12 protein-coding genes are annotated in these 14,233 nt (G+C 71.8%); 7 read left to right on the top strand and 5 right to left on the bottom strand.

Going from position 1 to position 14,233, the window contains the following annotated elements; translation table 11 throughout:
• From PV350_RS25450 to PV350_RS25435, 4 genes are all read right to left on the bottom strand, one after another.
• Positions 1-902 (bottom strand): ABC transporter ATP-binding protein (locus PV350_RS25450; protein WP_500336275.1); only part of this gene is annotated, 902 nt, incomplete at its 3' end.
• Positions 903-939: 37 nt separating this feature from the next.
• Entirely contained in the window at positions 940-1,917 is a 978-nt protein-coding gene (locus PV350_RS25445) for an ABC transporter permease (protein WP_499513767.1), read from the bottom strand.
• A gap of 80 nt (positions 1,918-1,997) precedes the next feature.
• Positions 1,998-3,779 carry an ABC transporter substrate-binding protein gene (locus tag PV350_RS25440; protein WP_499513768.1) on the bottom strand — a complete coding sequence of 594 codons (1,782 nt, stop codon included), beginning with the start codon at positions 3,777-3,779 and terminating at the stop codon, positions 1,998-2,000.
• Positions 3,780-3,865: 86 nt separating this feature from the next.
• The gene (locus tag PV350_RS25435; RefSeq protein WP_499513769.1) at positions 3,866-4,894 is read right to left on the bottom strand and encodes an ABC transporter permease; all 1,029 of its coding nucleotides are present in this window, start codon (positions 4,892-4,894) and stop codon (positions 3,866-3,868) included.
• A 435-nt stretch (positions 4,895-5,329) separates the two neighbouring features.
• On the opposite strand from PV350_RS25435, the gene PV350_RS25430 reads away from it, so the two are divergent.
• Complete coding sequence (locus tag PV350_RS25430; RefSeq protein WP_499513770.1) at positions 5,330-6,349, top strand: hypothetical protein; 1,020 nt, start codon at positions 5,330-5,332, stop codon at positions 6,347-6,349.
• Here PV350_RS25430 and PV350_RS25425 read toward each other — a convergent pair.
• Positions 6,346-8,478 carry a S9 family peptidase gene (locus PV350_RS25425; RefSeq protein WP_499513771.1) on the bottom strand — a complete coding sequence of 711 codons (2,133 nt, stop codon included), beginning with the start codon at positions 8,476-8,478 and terminating at the stop codon, positions 6,346-6,348. The genes PV350_RS25430 and PV350_RS25425 overlap by 4 nt on opposite strands.
• A gap of 188 nt (positions 8,479-8,666) precedes the next feature.
• On the opposite strand from PV350_RS25425, the gene PV350_RS25420 reads away from it, so the two are divergent.
• The 6 genes from PV350_RS25420 to PV350_RS25395 all read left to right on the top strand — a co-directional run bounded on the left by PV350_RS25420 (position 8,667) and on the right by PV350_RS25395 (position 14,231).
• A complete protein-coding gene (locus tag PV350_RS25420; RefSeq protein ID WP_026251431.1) occupies positions 8,667-8,861 on the top strand; it encodes a hypothetical protein in 195 nt (64 codons plus the stop codon).
• Between the two features lie 50 nt (positions 8,862-8,911).
• Entirely contained in the window at positions 8,912-9,805 is an 894-nt protein-coding gene (gene mshB, locus PV350_RS25415; RefSeq protein WP_499513772.1) for an N-acetyl-1-D-myo-inositol-2-amino-2-deoxy-alpha-D-glucopyranoside deacetylase, read from the top strand.
• Positions 9,802-10,158 (top strand): DUF6113 family protein, encoded by a 357-nt coding sequence (locus PV350_RS25410; protein WP_499513773.1) that lies wholly within the window; start codon positions 9,802-9,804, stop codon positions 10,156-10,158. Before mshB ends, PV350_RS25410 begins: the two co-directional genes overlap by 4 nt.
• A 194-nt stretch (positions 10,159-10,352) precedes the next feature.
• Positions 10,353-12,461 (top strand): VanW family protein, encoded by a 2,109-nt coding sequence (locus PV350_RS25405; RefSeq protein WP_500336272.1) that lies wholly within the window; start codon positions 10,353-10,355, stop codon positions 12,459-12,461.
• 136 nt (positions 12,462-12,597) lie between these two features.
• Entirely contained in the window at positions 12,598-13,521 is a 924-nt protein-coding gene (locus PV350_RS25400) for an ABC transporter ATP-binding protein (RefSeq protein WP_500336270.1), read from the top strand.
• Entirely contained in the window at positions 13,518-14,231 is a 714-nt protein-coding gene (locus PV350_RS25395) for an ABC transporter permease (RefSeq protein ID WP_500336269.1), read from the top strand. Before PV350_RS25400 ends, PV350_RS25395 begins: the two co-directional genes overlap by 4 nt.
• The last annotated feature ends 2 nt before the right edge of the window (positions 14,232-14,233 follow it).

Below are 14,233 nucleotides of genomic sequence, written 5' to 3'. Positions count from 1 at the left end.
GGGTTGAGCAGGCTGGGCGGGGTGCCGGGGATCGGGGACAGGGGCAGGTCCACCGGCGCCGACAGCCGAGGGATCGAGGCCAGCAGGCCCCACGAGTAGGGGTGCTCGGGCGTCTTCAGGATCTCGCGCACGGTGCCGCGCTCCACGCAGCGCCCCGCGTACATCACCATCACGTCGTCCGCCGTGTTGGCCACCACGCCCAGGTCGTGGGTGATGATGACGATCGCCGTGCCCGTCTCCCGCTGCAGGTCCTTCAGCAGGTCGAGGATCTGTGCCTGCACGGTGACGTCCAGGGCGGTCGTCGGCTCGTCCGCGATGACCAGCGCCGGGTCGCAGACCAGCGCCATCGCGATCATCGCGCGCTGCCGCATGCCCCCGGAGAACTGGTGCGGGAAGTCGTCCACCCGCAGCCGCGGCTGCGGGATGCCCACCCGGGCGAGCATCTCGACCGCCCGCTCCCGGGCGGCCTTCTTGGACGCGCCCATGTGCTTCATGTACGGCTCGGCGATCTGCCGGCCGACCGTGTAGTACGGGGAGAGCGCGGTCAGCGAGTCCTGGAAGATCATCGCCATCTTCCGGCCGCGCAGTCGTTCCAGGGTCCGTTCGGGGGCGCCCGTCAGCTCCTGCCCGTCCAGCACGATCTCGCCGCGGATGGTGGTGTTGCGGGGGTTGTGCAGACCGAGGACCGCCAGGTTGGTGACCGACTTGCCGGAGCCGGACTCGCCGACGATGCCCAGGGTCCTGCCGCGCTCCAGGTCGAAGGAGAGTCCGTCGACGGCCTTGACCACGCCGTCCTCGGTGGCGAACTGCACGTACAGGTCACGGACCGACAGGAACGGCCCGGACGGCGCGGGGTCCCCGGGCCCGGGCGGCCCCGCCTCGGTCTTGGTGAGGATGTTCAACGGTGCTTCTCCTCTGCGTGCCGGCGAGCGTCCCGGCTCACGAAAGCCTGATCCGCGGGTCGATGAGGGCGTAGGCGGCGTCGACGACGATGTTGCAGACGACGATGATCGTGGCGCCGATCAGCATCACGGCCATCTCCAGCGGCAGGTCGCTGCGGAGCACGGCCTGCACGGACAGCAGGCCGAGGCCGTGCAGTCCGAAGGTGACCTCGGTGATGATCGCGCCGCCGAGGACCGAGCTCAGGTCGATGCCGAAGATGGTGATGATGGAGGCGGCGGCCCCGCGCAGCGCGTACCGCAGGAACACGTAGCGGGAGGACATGCCCTTGGCGCGGGCGGCCCGGATGTGGTCCTCGGACATCTGCTCCACCATCAGCGAGCGTGTCTGGCGGCTGTAGTTGGACCAGAAGATCACCGACATCACCATGCAGGGCAGGATCAGCCCCTGCACCGAACCCCACGGGTCGTGCGACCAGTCGGGGTCGTGGCCGCGGTCCAGCACGTGCCAGCTGCTGGCGAACAGGCCGATGGCGATCGGGCCGAGGAAGTAGATCTGCACGGAGTTGCCGACCAGCGAGACGCCGCTGGCGATCCGGTCGAAGGCCTTGCCCTGCTGCCAGGCCGAGATGAGGCCGAGACCGACGCCGATGACCAGGAAGGCGGTGGCACCGCCGATCGCCAGTGACAGCGTGGTCGGGTAGCGGTCGGCGATCGTGTCCCAGACGAGCTGCTGGTCGGCGAAGGAGTAGCCGAAGCACGGCGCCGGGCAGTGGCCGATGGGCATGTCGCGGCCGGCGAAGATGCCGACCATGAAGTGCCAGTACTGGGTCCAGATCGGCAGGTCCAGGCCGAGGTTCTTGCGGATCAGGGCCACGTTCTGCGGACTGCAGTTCTTGCCGCAGGACAGCAGCGCCGGGTCGGACGGCAGGAAGAAGAAGAGGAAGTACGTGATGGCGCTGATCAGCAGCAGGATGACCAGCGCGCCCAGCACACGGCGTACCAGGAAACGCAGCATGGGTCAGGCTCTCCGTCGGTTCCGTCGGGGCGCCGGTCCCGGCCCGGGGAGAGGCCGGGACCGGCGTGTCTGCGCGGGGACTACTGCTTGACGAAGATCGTGTTGGGGTTGATGGTCCCGTAGACCTCGTTGTAGGTGACGCCGCCGAGGCCCGAGCCGTGGATGTTGAAGTACTTGTCGAAGATGAACGGGATCTGCGACGTGTCGTTCTTCAGCACGGACTCGGACAGGGTCCGCCACTCGTCGTTCTGCTTCCCGATGTCCGTGATCGCCAGGATGCGGTCGATCTCGGAGTTGACGTGGTCGTCGTTGAGGAAGGAGTAGTTGTTGGTGCCGTCGGCGAGGTTGCGGCCGTCCATGGTCGGCGGGACCACGGTCGAGGCGCTGGGCCAGTCCGCGCCCCAGCCGGTGCGGTAGATGTCGTACGGAGTGTCGAGCTTGCCGACGACCGTGTAGTACGAGGTCGGGTCGATGGCCTTGCGCTGGACGTCGAAGCCGGCCTTCTCCAGGGCCTTCTCGATGGTCAGCGACACGTTCTGCCAGCGCGGGGTGTTGGCGTAGGCGTAGGAGAGCTTGACCTTGCCGGTGACGCCGGCCTCCTTGAGCAGCTCCTTGGCCTTCTCGATGTCACCGGTGGGCTTGTCGAGCTTGCCGAAGGGGTCGTACTTCTTCCAGCCGGCGACCGTCGGGCTGAGCAGGGTGGTGCCGAGCTCGCCCTGGGCGCCGCCGCCGAAGGCCTGCTGGACCTGGGTCATCGGGAAGGCGTACATGATCGCCTGACGGACCTTGGGATCGGTGATCCGCTTGGTGTTGATGTTGATGACCTCGACGTACGGCTGGTACTGGTTCACCGTCCGCGACTTGTACTGCGCGTCCGTCGTCAGCGTCTGCATCTTCGACGGGTCGGAGGAACCGGACAGGTTCACCGCGTACTTGTCGTTGCCGTCCTCGGCGGCGAGCCGGTTGGTCAGGCCCGGCTCGGCGATGCCCAGCTGGAAGTTCCAGCTGTCCGGGTAGGCGTTGCGGATCGGGTCGCTCTTCGGGTCCCAGTTGGTGTTGCGCTCGAAGACCAGCTCCTTGCCCGGCTTGTAGCTGGCGATCTTGTACGGGCCGGTGGCGACGGGGTGGTTGTTGTACTTCTGCTTGTCGTCCTTGGCCTTCGGCACCGGCGAGATGTTCGGCATCGCGGCCGCGTAGGGCGCGTCGGCGTGCGCCTCCAGGAAGTGGAAGACGATGGTCTTGTCGTCCGGCGTGTCGATCTTGTCGGCGGGGATCTCCTTGCCCTCGTAGGGGCCGGTGTACGCCTTGCGGTAGTCGGCGCCGTAGAGCCACTTCTGGATGTACTGCGGGCCCTGTGTCTGGTAGTCGGCGAAGAGCCGCTCGATGCCGTACTTGACGTCCTTGGAGGTGACCGGCGTGCCGTCCTCGAACTTCAGGCCCTCCTTGAGGGTGAAGGTCCAGGTCTTCGCGCCGTCGGAGGACTTGCCGGTGTCGGTGGCGAGGTCGCCGACCAGGATCGTCTTGCCGGTCTTGGCGTCGATCTTGTAGCCGGTGAGCGAGCGGTTGTAGAGCAACTGCACCGACAACTGGTCACTGACGTACTGCTGGCCGGGGTCCAGGTAGTCGAAGCCCGCCTGGTCGAGGTCGTACGCCGTGCCGCCCTTCTTGGCCCCGGGGACCTCCGGGGCGGGGCCCTTGGAGTCGGCGGCCGTGCCGATGCCGAAGTTCTGCACGGTGGCCTGCTTGCCCTCGCCGCCGCCGGTGCCCGTCCCCCCGCCGCCACCGCTGCTGCACGCGGCGGACAGCGTCAGAGCCCCCAACGCCAGGAACGCGGAGGCGTAACGCGCCTTGCGAATTCTCATTGATCCCTGCCTGTCAGTGAACCGAACTGCGGATACCGACGTGCCCGGTCTCCCCCCACAGGGGCCCGGCGCGGCGGCTTGGACACCTAGCGCACGGTCTTGGGATCGAGTGCGTCCCGGACCGAATCCCCGAGCAGGTTGAAGGCGACCACGAAGATCACCATCGCGATGCCGGGGAAGAACATGAAGGTGACGTCGGACTCGTAGTACGCCGCGGCCTGCTGGAACATCAGCCCCCAGTCCGGGGTGGGCGGCAGGATTCCGACACCGAGATAGGAAAGGCCCGCCTCGGCGGTGACGTTCACGGGGAGCAGCAGCGTCGACTGGACCAGAATGGTGGACCAGATGTTCGGCAGCAGTTCCTTGCGGATGATCCGCGCGGAGGAGGCGCCGCTGATCCGCGCGGCCTCGATGAACTCGCGCTCGCGCAGGCTCAGCACCTGGGCGCGCACCAGCCGGCCCACGCTCATCCAGCCGAGGACGAACTGGACGATGACCAGTGCCGCGATGCGCACGTAGGTCGGTTCCTCGTCGCGGGGGGAGACGAACAGGGCCACGATCACCGGCGTGAAGGCGATGAAGAAGAGCTGCTGCGGAAAGGACAGCATCAGGTCCGAGAACCGGCCCATGAGGTAGTCGGTGCGCCCGCCGAGGTAGCCCTGGACGAGCCCGATGAGCACGCCGACGACGACGGAGACCGTGGTCACGGCGAGGGCGATGCCCAGCGAGGTGCGGATCCCGTAGATCAGCAAGGTGAACACGTCGCGGCCGAGCTGGGGTTCGAGCCCGAACCAGAAGTCGCCGTCGATGCCGCCGTTGGGCTTGAGCGGGATCCCGTAGCTGTTCAGCAGGCCGAGGTCCTGGCCGTACAGCTCGTACGGGTTCTTGCCGTACACCTTGGAGATCAGCGGCGCTGCCAGCGCCACGACGAGGTAGAAGAGCACGACGCCCGCGCAGACCATTCCGGTGCGGTCGCGGCGGAAGCGCAGCCAGGCGAGCCGGCCCGGGGAGCGCCCGACGAGTTCGGAGGGTTCCTTGCCGGTGCCCTCGACGGGGGCGGGCGCCTGTGCCGGAACGGGTTCCGGCCGGTTCGCGGCCGTGCTCGGACTGGACATGGTCATCTGCCCCCGCACCAAGGAGTTTTGGTGGCGCATGTGAACGCCCGTGGCTAGCTAGCCGGTATTGGGCAATGGATTTGGCGGCCAGTCAAGGGGGTGAAGCGATCGGAAGACGAGATCGTGGTTATCTTGGGGCAAGGTTTTGGATATCGTCGCGAACGCGTGCTTGACAGCTCCTGCGGTCCATCCGCGAATGCGGAGGATTCAGGATGAAATTCTTTTACACGCAGGCAACTTGATCGACGCATCACCGATATACGGACGCGCCACGCTGAGCAGCGTACGGCCGTGCGGGTGCCGTGGGCCGGCCGGGGTGATCACACATCGCCCCGGCCGGCCGCCGTACGTCCGCGGTGAACGCTGGACCGGCCCGGTACGTATCCCCTCGGAAGGCCAAAGGACAGTGCTGCCGGAGGGGCCGGGGAGGTGGCCATGCGGCAGGCGTATCGGCTCGGAGGAACGGTCTGTGCCGCCCTGGCGGCGGCCGAGGCGGCCTGGCTGGGCCAGGACCTCGTCCAGTTCCGGGCGGAGGGCGCCGTCAGGGTGTGGGCGGGTCTTGCGGTACCCGTCGGCGGGGCGCCGTTGGTGACCTCCACCGTGGACCTGCTGCTCCTCGGGCTCTACGTGGCCGCCGCGGTCGCGTCCCTCAAGCCCGGCGGCGTCGGGGTCCTCGGGGCGGCCGCGGTGCTGACCCTGGCGCTGCGCACCCCCACGGCCTACCTCCTGGCCCCCTCCTCGGGCGGCAGCCCGCCCGGGCTGCAGGGAGCCCTGCTGGTGACCGCGGGCGGGCAGATCGCCGGTGCCCTCGTACTGCTGGTCGTCGTACGGCGCACCGGCGAGGACGCGCCCGCCCCGCCACGGCCCGCGGCGGGCGTGCTGGCGGGGATGCTGCTGCTCGTGGTGGCGCTCATCACCGGCGTCCTGGAGTTCTCCCGGCGGTCGGACCCGGCGGCGCCGCTGCCGCCGGGCTTCTTCTGGCGCACCGTGGGCGGCGGCTACCTGGTGGACTCCCAACTGGGGGCGCCCTACGAGTGGCTGGTCTGGGCGACGGCCGGCCTGGCCGCGGCCGCGGGCCTCGCCGCCTTCGTACGGGCCCCGTTCGCCCGGCCGCTGGGCATCTGCGTGGCCGGGCTGCTCGCCGTGACCGCGGTCCCGGTGATCGGCACCTCGAGGATCGACGCCCCGGGCGCCGACGACTTCGCCGCCGCCTTCGCGGTGGGCGCCGCGCTGGTGGTGACGCTGCTGCTCGTCCCCGGCGACCTGGCGGCGGTGGGCGTCCCGGGCGGCGATCCGTACGTGGAGGCGGAGGTCCCCACGGCAGCGGACAACCTGTCCATGCCCCTGTACGAGCAGACCGCCGTCCTCCCCGTCTTCGGCTCCTACCCGCAGCCGCCGCCGCCGCCCGGCCCCGCCTCCGAGGCGCGGGCGGCGTACCTGCAGGACCCGCCCTAACCTGTCACGACGCCCAGGGAACGCTTCAGGAACGCGACCTGGAGCAGGAGCAGGTTCTCGGCGACCTCCTCCTGCGGCGTCATGTGCGTGACCCCGGACAGCGGGAGCACCTCGTGCGGGCGGCCCGCGGCCAGCAGTGCGGAGGACAGCCGCAGGGTGTGCGCGGCCACCACGTTGTCGTCGGCGAGGCCGTGGATGATCATCAGCGGCCGGACCTCGTCCGCCGGGTCCGCCAGACCGGCGTCGGTGACCAGGGAGTTGGCGGCGTACACCGCCGGCCGCTCCTCGGGGTGGCCGAGGTAGCGCTCGGTGTAGTGCGTGTCGTACAGCCGCCAGTCGGTGACCGGCGCGCCCGCCACCGCGGCGTGGAAGACGTCCGGGCGGCGCAGCACGGCGAGCGCCGCCAGGTACCCGCCGTACGACCAGCCGCGGATGCCCACCCGGGTGAGGTCCAGGGGGTAGTGGCCGGCCAGGGCGTGCAGCACGTGGACCTGGTCGTCGAGTGTGACGCCCGCGAAGTCGCCGGCGATCGCCTTCTCCCAGGCGGGGGAGTGCCCGGGGGTGCCCCGGCCGTCCGCGACGACCACCGCGAAGCCCTGGTCGGCCAGCCACTGCGCCTGCAGGTAGCCGCGCTGGGCGCTCACCACCATCTGGCCGTGCGGTCCGCCGTACGGGTCCATCAGCACCGGCAGGGGCCCGTCGCCCTCCCGGTGCCCCGAGGGGAGCAGCACCGCCGCCGGGACGCCGCGCTCGCCGGCGCTGACGAGCACCGGGCGCGCGGTGAGGACAGGGGTCTCGGCGTGCGAGGCGATCTCCGTCACCGGCTCGCCGTCCCGCAGCACCCGGACGGTCGTGGCGGCCGACTCCAGCGACGCGGACGACAGCACCGTCACGGCCCCGGCGCGCACCGCGGAGTGCACGCCCGGGCCGCCGCTCAGCCGGACCGCTCCGGCGGGGCCTCCGTCGGCGCGGTACACATGGATCTCGCCGGTCTCCGGGTCCTTGGCGCCGTGCCCCGCCGAGGCCGACAGCAGGACGCCGTCGCCGTCCGTCCCGAGCACCGCGCGTACGTGCAACTCCGGTCCCGTCCACGGCTGTTCACCGACGAACAGTGCTCGCGAGCCGTTCTCGTCGGAGATGCGCACGAGGCGCTCGCCGGACAGCCAGGCGGGCACCCCGGGGAAAAGATCAAGCCAGATTTCATCGCTGTCCCGGTGCACCTCCCGGGTGCCGCCGGTGGCGGTGTCCACCGTCAGGTACAGCTGCTCGCGCTGGTCCCGGGTCTGGACCAGCAGCAACGGCGGGCCCGCCGCCGACCAGTGCACCTGAGCGAGGTACGGATAGCGCTCGCGGTCCCACTCCACCGGCGTCGCCGCCCCGTCCAGCGTCAGCAGGACCAGCGTGACCTCGGCGTTCGGGGTGCCGGCGGCGGGGTAGGCCACCTCGGCGGGCGGTTGCGCGGGGTTCGCGGGGTCGGCGATCCACCAGCGGCGGACCGGGGACGCGTCCACGCGGGCCGCCAGTACGCAGGCACCGTCCGGGGCCCACCAGTAGCCGCGGCTGCGGGACATCTCCTCGGCGGCGATGAACTCCGCCAGTCCGTAGCCGACGTCCGGTCCCTCGGGCTCGGCCAGCGCCCGGTCCCCGCCGCCGTCGGCGTCCACCACGCGCAGCGCGCCGTCCGCCACGTAGGCCACCCGGCGGCCGTCCGGCGAAGGACGCGGGTCCACCACGGGGCCCGGCACGGCGATCTCCCGGGCCGTGCCGGCCCGCAGCTCCGCCGTGAAGAGCCTTCCGGACAAGGCGAACGCGGCCAGCTCCACCGCGTCGTCGGTCGCGTAGCCGACGATTCCCGCCGAACCTTCCCGGCTGCGCTCCCGGCGCGCCCTCTCCTGCGGCGACAGTTCCTCCGCCGCGCCGGACAGCAGCACCCCGGGGTCCGCCGCGACCCGCTCGGCGCCCGACTGCGGGTCCAGCACCCACAGCAGGTGCGAGCGGTCGGTGCCGGAACGGGAGCGCAGGAAGACGATCCGGCCGCCGTCCGGCGACACGGTGAAGGCGCGCGGGGCGCCGAGCGAGAACCGCTGCGTGCGGGCGTACTGCCGCGGGAACGAGAGCGCTTGCGTCATGGGGGGAGTGTGCCACCGCCCGCCGGTGAGCCCGGCGCACGCCAACCACGAGATCCGGCCATGCGCCCCCGCGTGCTCCCGTGCGACGAGCTATGCGGTGCGCCACAAAGTTATGATCCACTGCCGAGAGTGGGTAACAACCGGTTGGCAAGTGCTGTCGGACTCTGAGGCCCTGGAGGTGTGCCGCTGTGGCACTTTCGATTTCGGCGGTGCTGCTGCTGCTGATCGTCGTCTTCCTGCTGGTCAGGAAAGCCGGTTTGAAGGCGGGGCACGCGGTGGTCTGCGTACTGCTCGGGTTCTACCTGGCGAGTTCCTCCATCGCGCCGACGATCCGGGACCTCACCAGCAACGTCGCGGGCATGATCGGCGACTTCAAGTTCTGAGCCCGTGGCTTCCCCCTGGTGAGCCGCGGGGCCTGCCCTAGGCTCTCCTCATGACCGCACCGCCCGCCCGCCGACTGCTGCTCGTCCACGCGCATCCCGACGACGAGTCGATCAACAACGGCGCCACCATGGCCAAGTACGCCGCCGAGGGCGCGCTCGTCACGCTGGTGACGTGCACCCTCGGCGAGGAGGGCGAGGTCATCCCGCCCGAGCTGGCGCACCTGGCCCCCGACCGCGACGACACCCTCGGCGCGCACCGGACCGGCGAACTCGCCGACGCCATGGCGCAGCTCGGCGTCACCGACCACCGCTTCCTGGGCGGCGCCGGCCGCTTCCGGGACTCCGGGATGATGGGCGTGCCGCAGAACGACCGGCCGGAGAGCTTCTGGCGGGCGGACCTCGACCTCGCGTCCTCGTACCTCGTGGAGGTGATCCGCGAGGTCCGTCCGCAGGTGCTGGTCACCTACGACCCCGACGGCGGCTACGGCCACCCCGACCACATCAAGGCGCACCGGGTCTCCATGCGCGCCGCGGAACTGGCCGCGGAACCGGCCTACCGGCGTGACCTCGGCGGCCCGCACTCCATCGCCAAGATCTACTGGAACTGCATCCCGCGCCGCGTGGTCGAGGAGGGCTTCGCCCGGCTGCGCGGGGCCGGCCGGCAGATCCCCTTCGAGGGCATCGCGACCGCCGACGACGTCCCGGGCGTGGTGGACGACGCCCTGGTGACCGCCGCCATCGACGTGGAGGCCCGCTACGCCGGGCAGAAGGCCGCGGCGATGAAGGCCCACGTCACCCAGATCGCGGTGGACGGCCCGTTCTTCGCGCTCTCCAACGACCTCGGACAGCCCTTGTTCGGCGCCGAGTTCTACCGTCTGGTCAAGGGCGTGCCCGTGCCGGCCGGGAGCCTGGAGGACGATCTGTTCGCGGGGACCGGGGCATGAGGCGCGCCGCCTACCCGTTGCTCGTGGTCCTGGGCGTGCTGGTCGCCGTCGCGGGGTCGCTGGTCCAGGCCGCCTGGTTCCCGGGCGGGTTGCTGCTCGCGCTCGCCGGGAGCGCGGCGCTCTTCCACGGCGGCGCCCGGCTGACCGGCACGCGGCTGGGCGCCGTGGTGCCGGCGGCGGTGTGGCTGATCACCGTGATGCTGCTGAGCTCCGCCCGCCCGGAGGGTGATTTCCTGTTCGCCAACGGAATCAGTCCGTACGTCTACCTGTTGGGCGGAGCGATGGCCGGCGTGATGTCGGCCACGCTTGTGCAACCCCGTCCTCCCGCCGGTGGATCACTTGAGGCACCATAGGCGCCACGTTGCGTCCGTTACGGAGCGAGCGTCGCCCGTTTTGGCGGTTGACGTCACATAAACCCCTTTGATCAGGGCGGTCTCCATCCGGCGGGCAGGCGGCTCCGACGCGGCGCCCAGTATGGTGGTGCGCGCCGCCGGGCCGCCCGCGGAAAGGCCGTGACGGGTGGCGAAGCGAACCGGGAGAGCCTGCTTTGAGTCGTGAAACTGATCGTCCGTCCCCCGGCCCCCAGGGCCGGGGCGGAGCCGCGTACCCGTCGGGTACCCCGCCGTACGGAACCCGACCGTTTCCGTCGCTGCATCCGCAGGAGGACCCGCGCGACGGGGCCGCGACCGGGGAGCCCGCTGCGGCTCCCGCCGCGGAGGAGACCAAGACCGAGACCACGCTGACCACCCGGGTGCGCATCAACATCCCCGGGTCCCGGCCGATCCCGCCGGTCGTCGTCCGCACGCCCGTCGAGGGCGGCGCGGAGGGCGGGGCGCCCGCCGGGTCCGCCCCGGCCGCCCCCGAGACCGAGTCGACCCCGCTGTCCACGGGCTGGACCGCCGGCGGCGGTACCGGGGCCGGTCAGGGCGTTCCGGCGCCCGCGCCGGAACCCGCCGCGGAGCCGGCTCCGGCGCCGAGGGGCGAGAAGCCGGCCAGCGACTGGTTCGCGCCGCGGAAGGCCGCCCCCAGGCCCGAGGCCGGCCAGGGGCCGGGCCCGGCGCCCGGTCCCGAGCCGATGCAGGGGTTCTCCGCTCCCGAGGTCACCCAGCCGATGCAGCTCGGCGACATCCCGGCCCAGCCCGGCCCCATGGAGCGCGGACCGGTCCCCGGACCTGGCGCCGCCCCCGGCGGCCCGCGACGCGGTGGCATCCCGTACCTGAACGACGGCGCGGTCGGCCCGGCCGGTCCCGGGGGTCCGGTGGCGCCGGGTGGCCCCGGTGGCCCCGCGGGTCCCGGTGGCCCCGTGATGCCGGGCGGCCCGGGCGGTCCCGGCGGTCCCGGCGGTCCCGGCGGTCCCGGCGGCCCTGGGGGCCCCGCGGGTCCCGGACGTCCCGCGCCGGCACCACGCCCGTTCCCCGGCGGCCCCGGCGCGGCGCCCGCCGGTCCCGGAGCAGGCGTGCCCTTCCCGGGGCAGCAGCCGCCGGCCGGCCCCACCACGGGCCCGGTCACCGGGGAGATGCGGGTGCCCCCGGCGGGCCCCGCCGCCGGCCGGCCACCGTTCCCCACGCCGTTCCCGTCCTCCGCGGCCGACCGGATGTCCGGCGACACCGTCGTCAGCGGCATCCCGGCGGTTCCCCCCGCGGGACCGTCCGCCAACCGGCCCGCCCCGCCCGCCGCCCGTCAGAGTGCGGCGCAGCCCGAGGCCAAGGGCCGCTCCAAGCTCATACTGGCGGGCGTCGGGGTGCTGGGCGTGCTGGGCATCGCCTACGGCGCGGGACTGCTGATGGACCACTCCGACGTCCCGGCCGGTACGACCGTCTACGGCGTCGGGATCGGCGGCAAGACCAAGGACCAGGCCGTCGCGGTCCTCGACCAGGCGCTCGGCTCCCGGAAGAACGCGCCGATCACCGTCACCGTCGGCGACCAGCGCACGTCGCTGAAGCCCGCGGCCGCCGGTCTCGTCCTCGACACCGACGCGACCGTCCGCAACGTGGCGCATCGCGACTACAACCCGGTCACCGTCATCGGCTCGCTGTTCGGCGGCTCGCGCGCGGCCGAGCCCGTGCTGACCACGGACAGCGAGAAGCTCCGCGCCCAGTTGGAGAAGCTCTCCCGGGGTCTCGGCGGCTCGGGTTCCGAGGGCATGGTCAAGTTCGTGAAGGGCAAGGCCGTCGCCGTCCCCGGCAAGCCCCACGAAGGCGTGGACGTGGCCGCCTCGATCGACACCGTCACCGCCGCCTACGCCACGCAGGTCGCCACCGGCAAGGCCGACGCGGTCAGCCTGAAGGTCACCACCGTCCAGCCCAAGGTGACCCAGGAGGCGCTCGACAAGGCCGTCAACGGCTTCGGGAAGACGGCCATGTCCGGGTTCGTCATGGTCCGTGCGGGCGCCGGGGCACCCCTCCCGTTCAGCCCGCAGAACTCGCTGTCGAAGATCCTCACGATGGTGCCGGACCAGGACGGCAACCTGACGCCGTACATCGACCGCAAGGTGCTCAAGGGCCTGTACGGCGGCGCCTTCGACGGTGTCCTGGTCGAGCGTGGTGACGGCAGCAAGACCGCCGTCACCCCGGAGGACGTCGCCTCCGCGATGCTGCCCGCGCTGCAGACCACCGACACCGCCAAGAAGACGGTGACCATCGAGGGCACGTCCTGACCCCCGGTCGCCCGATCCACGCGTGAAGGGTGTGGCCCCGGTACCCGTACCGGGGCCACACCCATGACATCTGTCATCCGCGCAACAGGACGCCCGACACTGCCGCCCGGACCGTGCCGTCGGCGACGCTGCTGCCATGACCGCAACAGTGTTCACGCACGTGAGCAAGAGCTTCGGTCAGGTCCGGGCCGTCGACGACCTGAGCCTGACCCTCCACCCGGGTGAGACCGTCGCCCTGCTGGGCCCCAACGGCGCCGGCAAGTCGACCGCGCTGGACCTGCTGCTGGGGCTGCGCACGCCCGACTCCGGCACCGTCGAGGTCTTCGGGACCACCCCGCGCCGGGCGATCACCGAGGGCCGGGTCGGGGCCGTGCTGCAGAGCGGCGGCCTCATGGAGGAGGTCACCGTGCGCGAGTTGGTACGGCTCGCCTGCGACCTGCACCCGCGGGCCCACCCCGTCGCCGAGGTGATGGCGGCCGCCGGGCTGGAATCCATCGCCGACCGCAAGGTCGACAAGCTCTCCGGCGGCCAGGAGCAGCGCGTGCGCTTCGCCCTGGCCACGGCGGGCGCGAGCGACCTGCTGGTCCTCGACGAGCCGACCACCGGCATGGACGTCTCCGCCCGGCAGGCCTTCTGGGAGGCCATGCGCGGCCAGGTGAAGCAGGGCCGCACGGTGCTCTTCGCCACCCACTACCTGGAGGAGGCGGACGCCGTCGCCGACCGGGTGCTCGTCCTGCAGGGCGGCCGGCTGGTGGCCGACGGCACCGCCGCCGAGATCAAGGCGCGGGCCGGGGTCCGGCGTATCGTCTTCGACCTGGACACCCCGCCCGACGAGCCCGCCCTGCGGGCCCTGCCGCGGGTCACGGACGTGGAGGTCACCGGGCGCACGGTGCGCATCCGCTCCACGGACGCCGACGCGACGGTGCACGCGGTCTACGCGGCCGGGCTCTACCCCCGGCACCTGGAGGTCGCCGGGCTCGGCCTGGAGCAGGCCTTCCTGGCCATCACGGAGCCGTCCAAGGAGTCCGAGGAGTCCAAGGAGGAGGTGGCGGCGCGATGAGGACGCTGGCCCGGCTGGAGATCCTGCGCGTCCTGCGCAACCGCAGGTTCATGTTCTTCTCGGTGCTGTACCCGGTGCTGCTCTTCATGATCCTCACAGCGGGCCAGAAGGCCGCGACGGTGCCGTACTACATGGTCGCGATGTGCGCCTTCGGCGCCATGACCGCCGTGCTCATGGGCAACTCCGAGCGGATCGCCCGGGAGCGCGACAAGGGCTGGGTGCGCCAGCTGCGGCTCACCGCGCTGCCCGGGCGCGGCTACGTCCTGGCGAAGATCGCCGCGGCCGCCACGGTCAGCCTGCCCTCGATCGTGCTCGTGCTGCTCGCCGGCGGCGCCGTGAAGGGCGTGCGGATGGCCGCCTGGCAGTGGGCCGGGGTGCTGCTCACCAGCTGGGCGGGGAGCTTCGTCTTCGCCGCGCTCGGCGTGGCCATCGGCTACGTCGCCTCGGCGGAGACCGCCCGCCCCATCGCGATGATCACCTACTTCGGGCTCGCGCTGCTCGGCGGCCTGTGGATGCCCTTCAGCTCCTTCCCCGGCTGGCTGCGCGACATCGCGAACCTGCTGCCCGCCCGGCCGTACGCGGCGCTCGGCCAGGCCGTCGAACTCGGCCAGGCCCCGCACGCCCGGGACATCGCCGTACTGGTGGTCTACGGGCTGGTCTTCGCCGGGACAGCCGCTTGGATGTACCGCAAGGACACCGCGAAGGCCTGAGA

Source organism: Streptomyces sp. PA03-6a (assembly GCF_033792765.1).
Taxonomy (GTDB): domain Bacteria; phylum Actinomycetota; class Actinomycetes; order Streptomycetales; family Streptomycetaceae; genus Actinacidiphila.
Note: the sequence above shows the minus strand (reverse complement) of the source record. Positions and strands in the feature narration are given on the sequence as shown.

What these genes read in the sequence shown, in the direction of transcription:
- PV350_RS25445 (WP_499513767.1), bottom strand. Translation starts at nt 1,917, where the DNA reads ATGCTGCGTTTCCTGGTACGCCGTGTGCTGGGCGCGCTGGTCATCCTG.
- PV350_RS25440 (WP_499513768.1), bottom strand. Translation starts at nt 3,779, where the DNA reads ATGAGAATTCGCAAGGCGCGTTACGCCTCCGCGTTCCTGGCGTTGGGG.
- PV350_RS25435 (WP_499513769.1), bottom strand. Translation starts at nt 4,894, where the DNA reads ATGTCCAGTCCGAGCACGGCCGCGAACCGGCCGGAACCCGTTCCGGCA.
- PV350_RS25430 (WP_499513770.1), top strand. Translation starts at nt 5,330, where the DNA reads ATGCGGCAGGCGTATCGGCTCGGAGGAACGGTCTGTGCCGCCCTGGCG.
- PV350_RS25425 (WP_499513771.1), bottom strand. Translation starts at nt 8,478, where the DNA reads ATGACGCAAGCGCTCTCGTTCCCGCGGCAGTACGCCCGCACGCAGCGG.
- mshB (WP_499513772.1), top strand. Translation starts at nt 8,912, where the DNA reads ATGACCGCACCGCCCGCCCGCCGACTGCTGCTCGTCCACGCGCATCCC.
- PV350_RS25410 (WP_499513773.1), top strand. Translation starts at nt 9,802, where the DNA reads ATGAGGCGCGCCGCCTACCCGTTGCTCGTGGTCCTGGGCGTGCTGGTC.
- PV350_RS25400 (WP_500336270.1), top strand. Translation starts at nt 12,598, where the DNA reads ATGACCGCAACAGTGTTCACGCACGTGAGCAAGAGCTTCGGTCAGGTC.
- PV350_RS25395 (WP_500336269.1), top strand. Translation starts at nt 13,518, where the DNA reads ATGAGGACGCTGGCCCGGCTGGAGATCCTGCGCGTCCTGCGCAACCGC.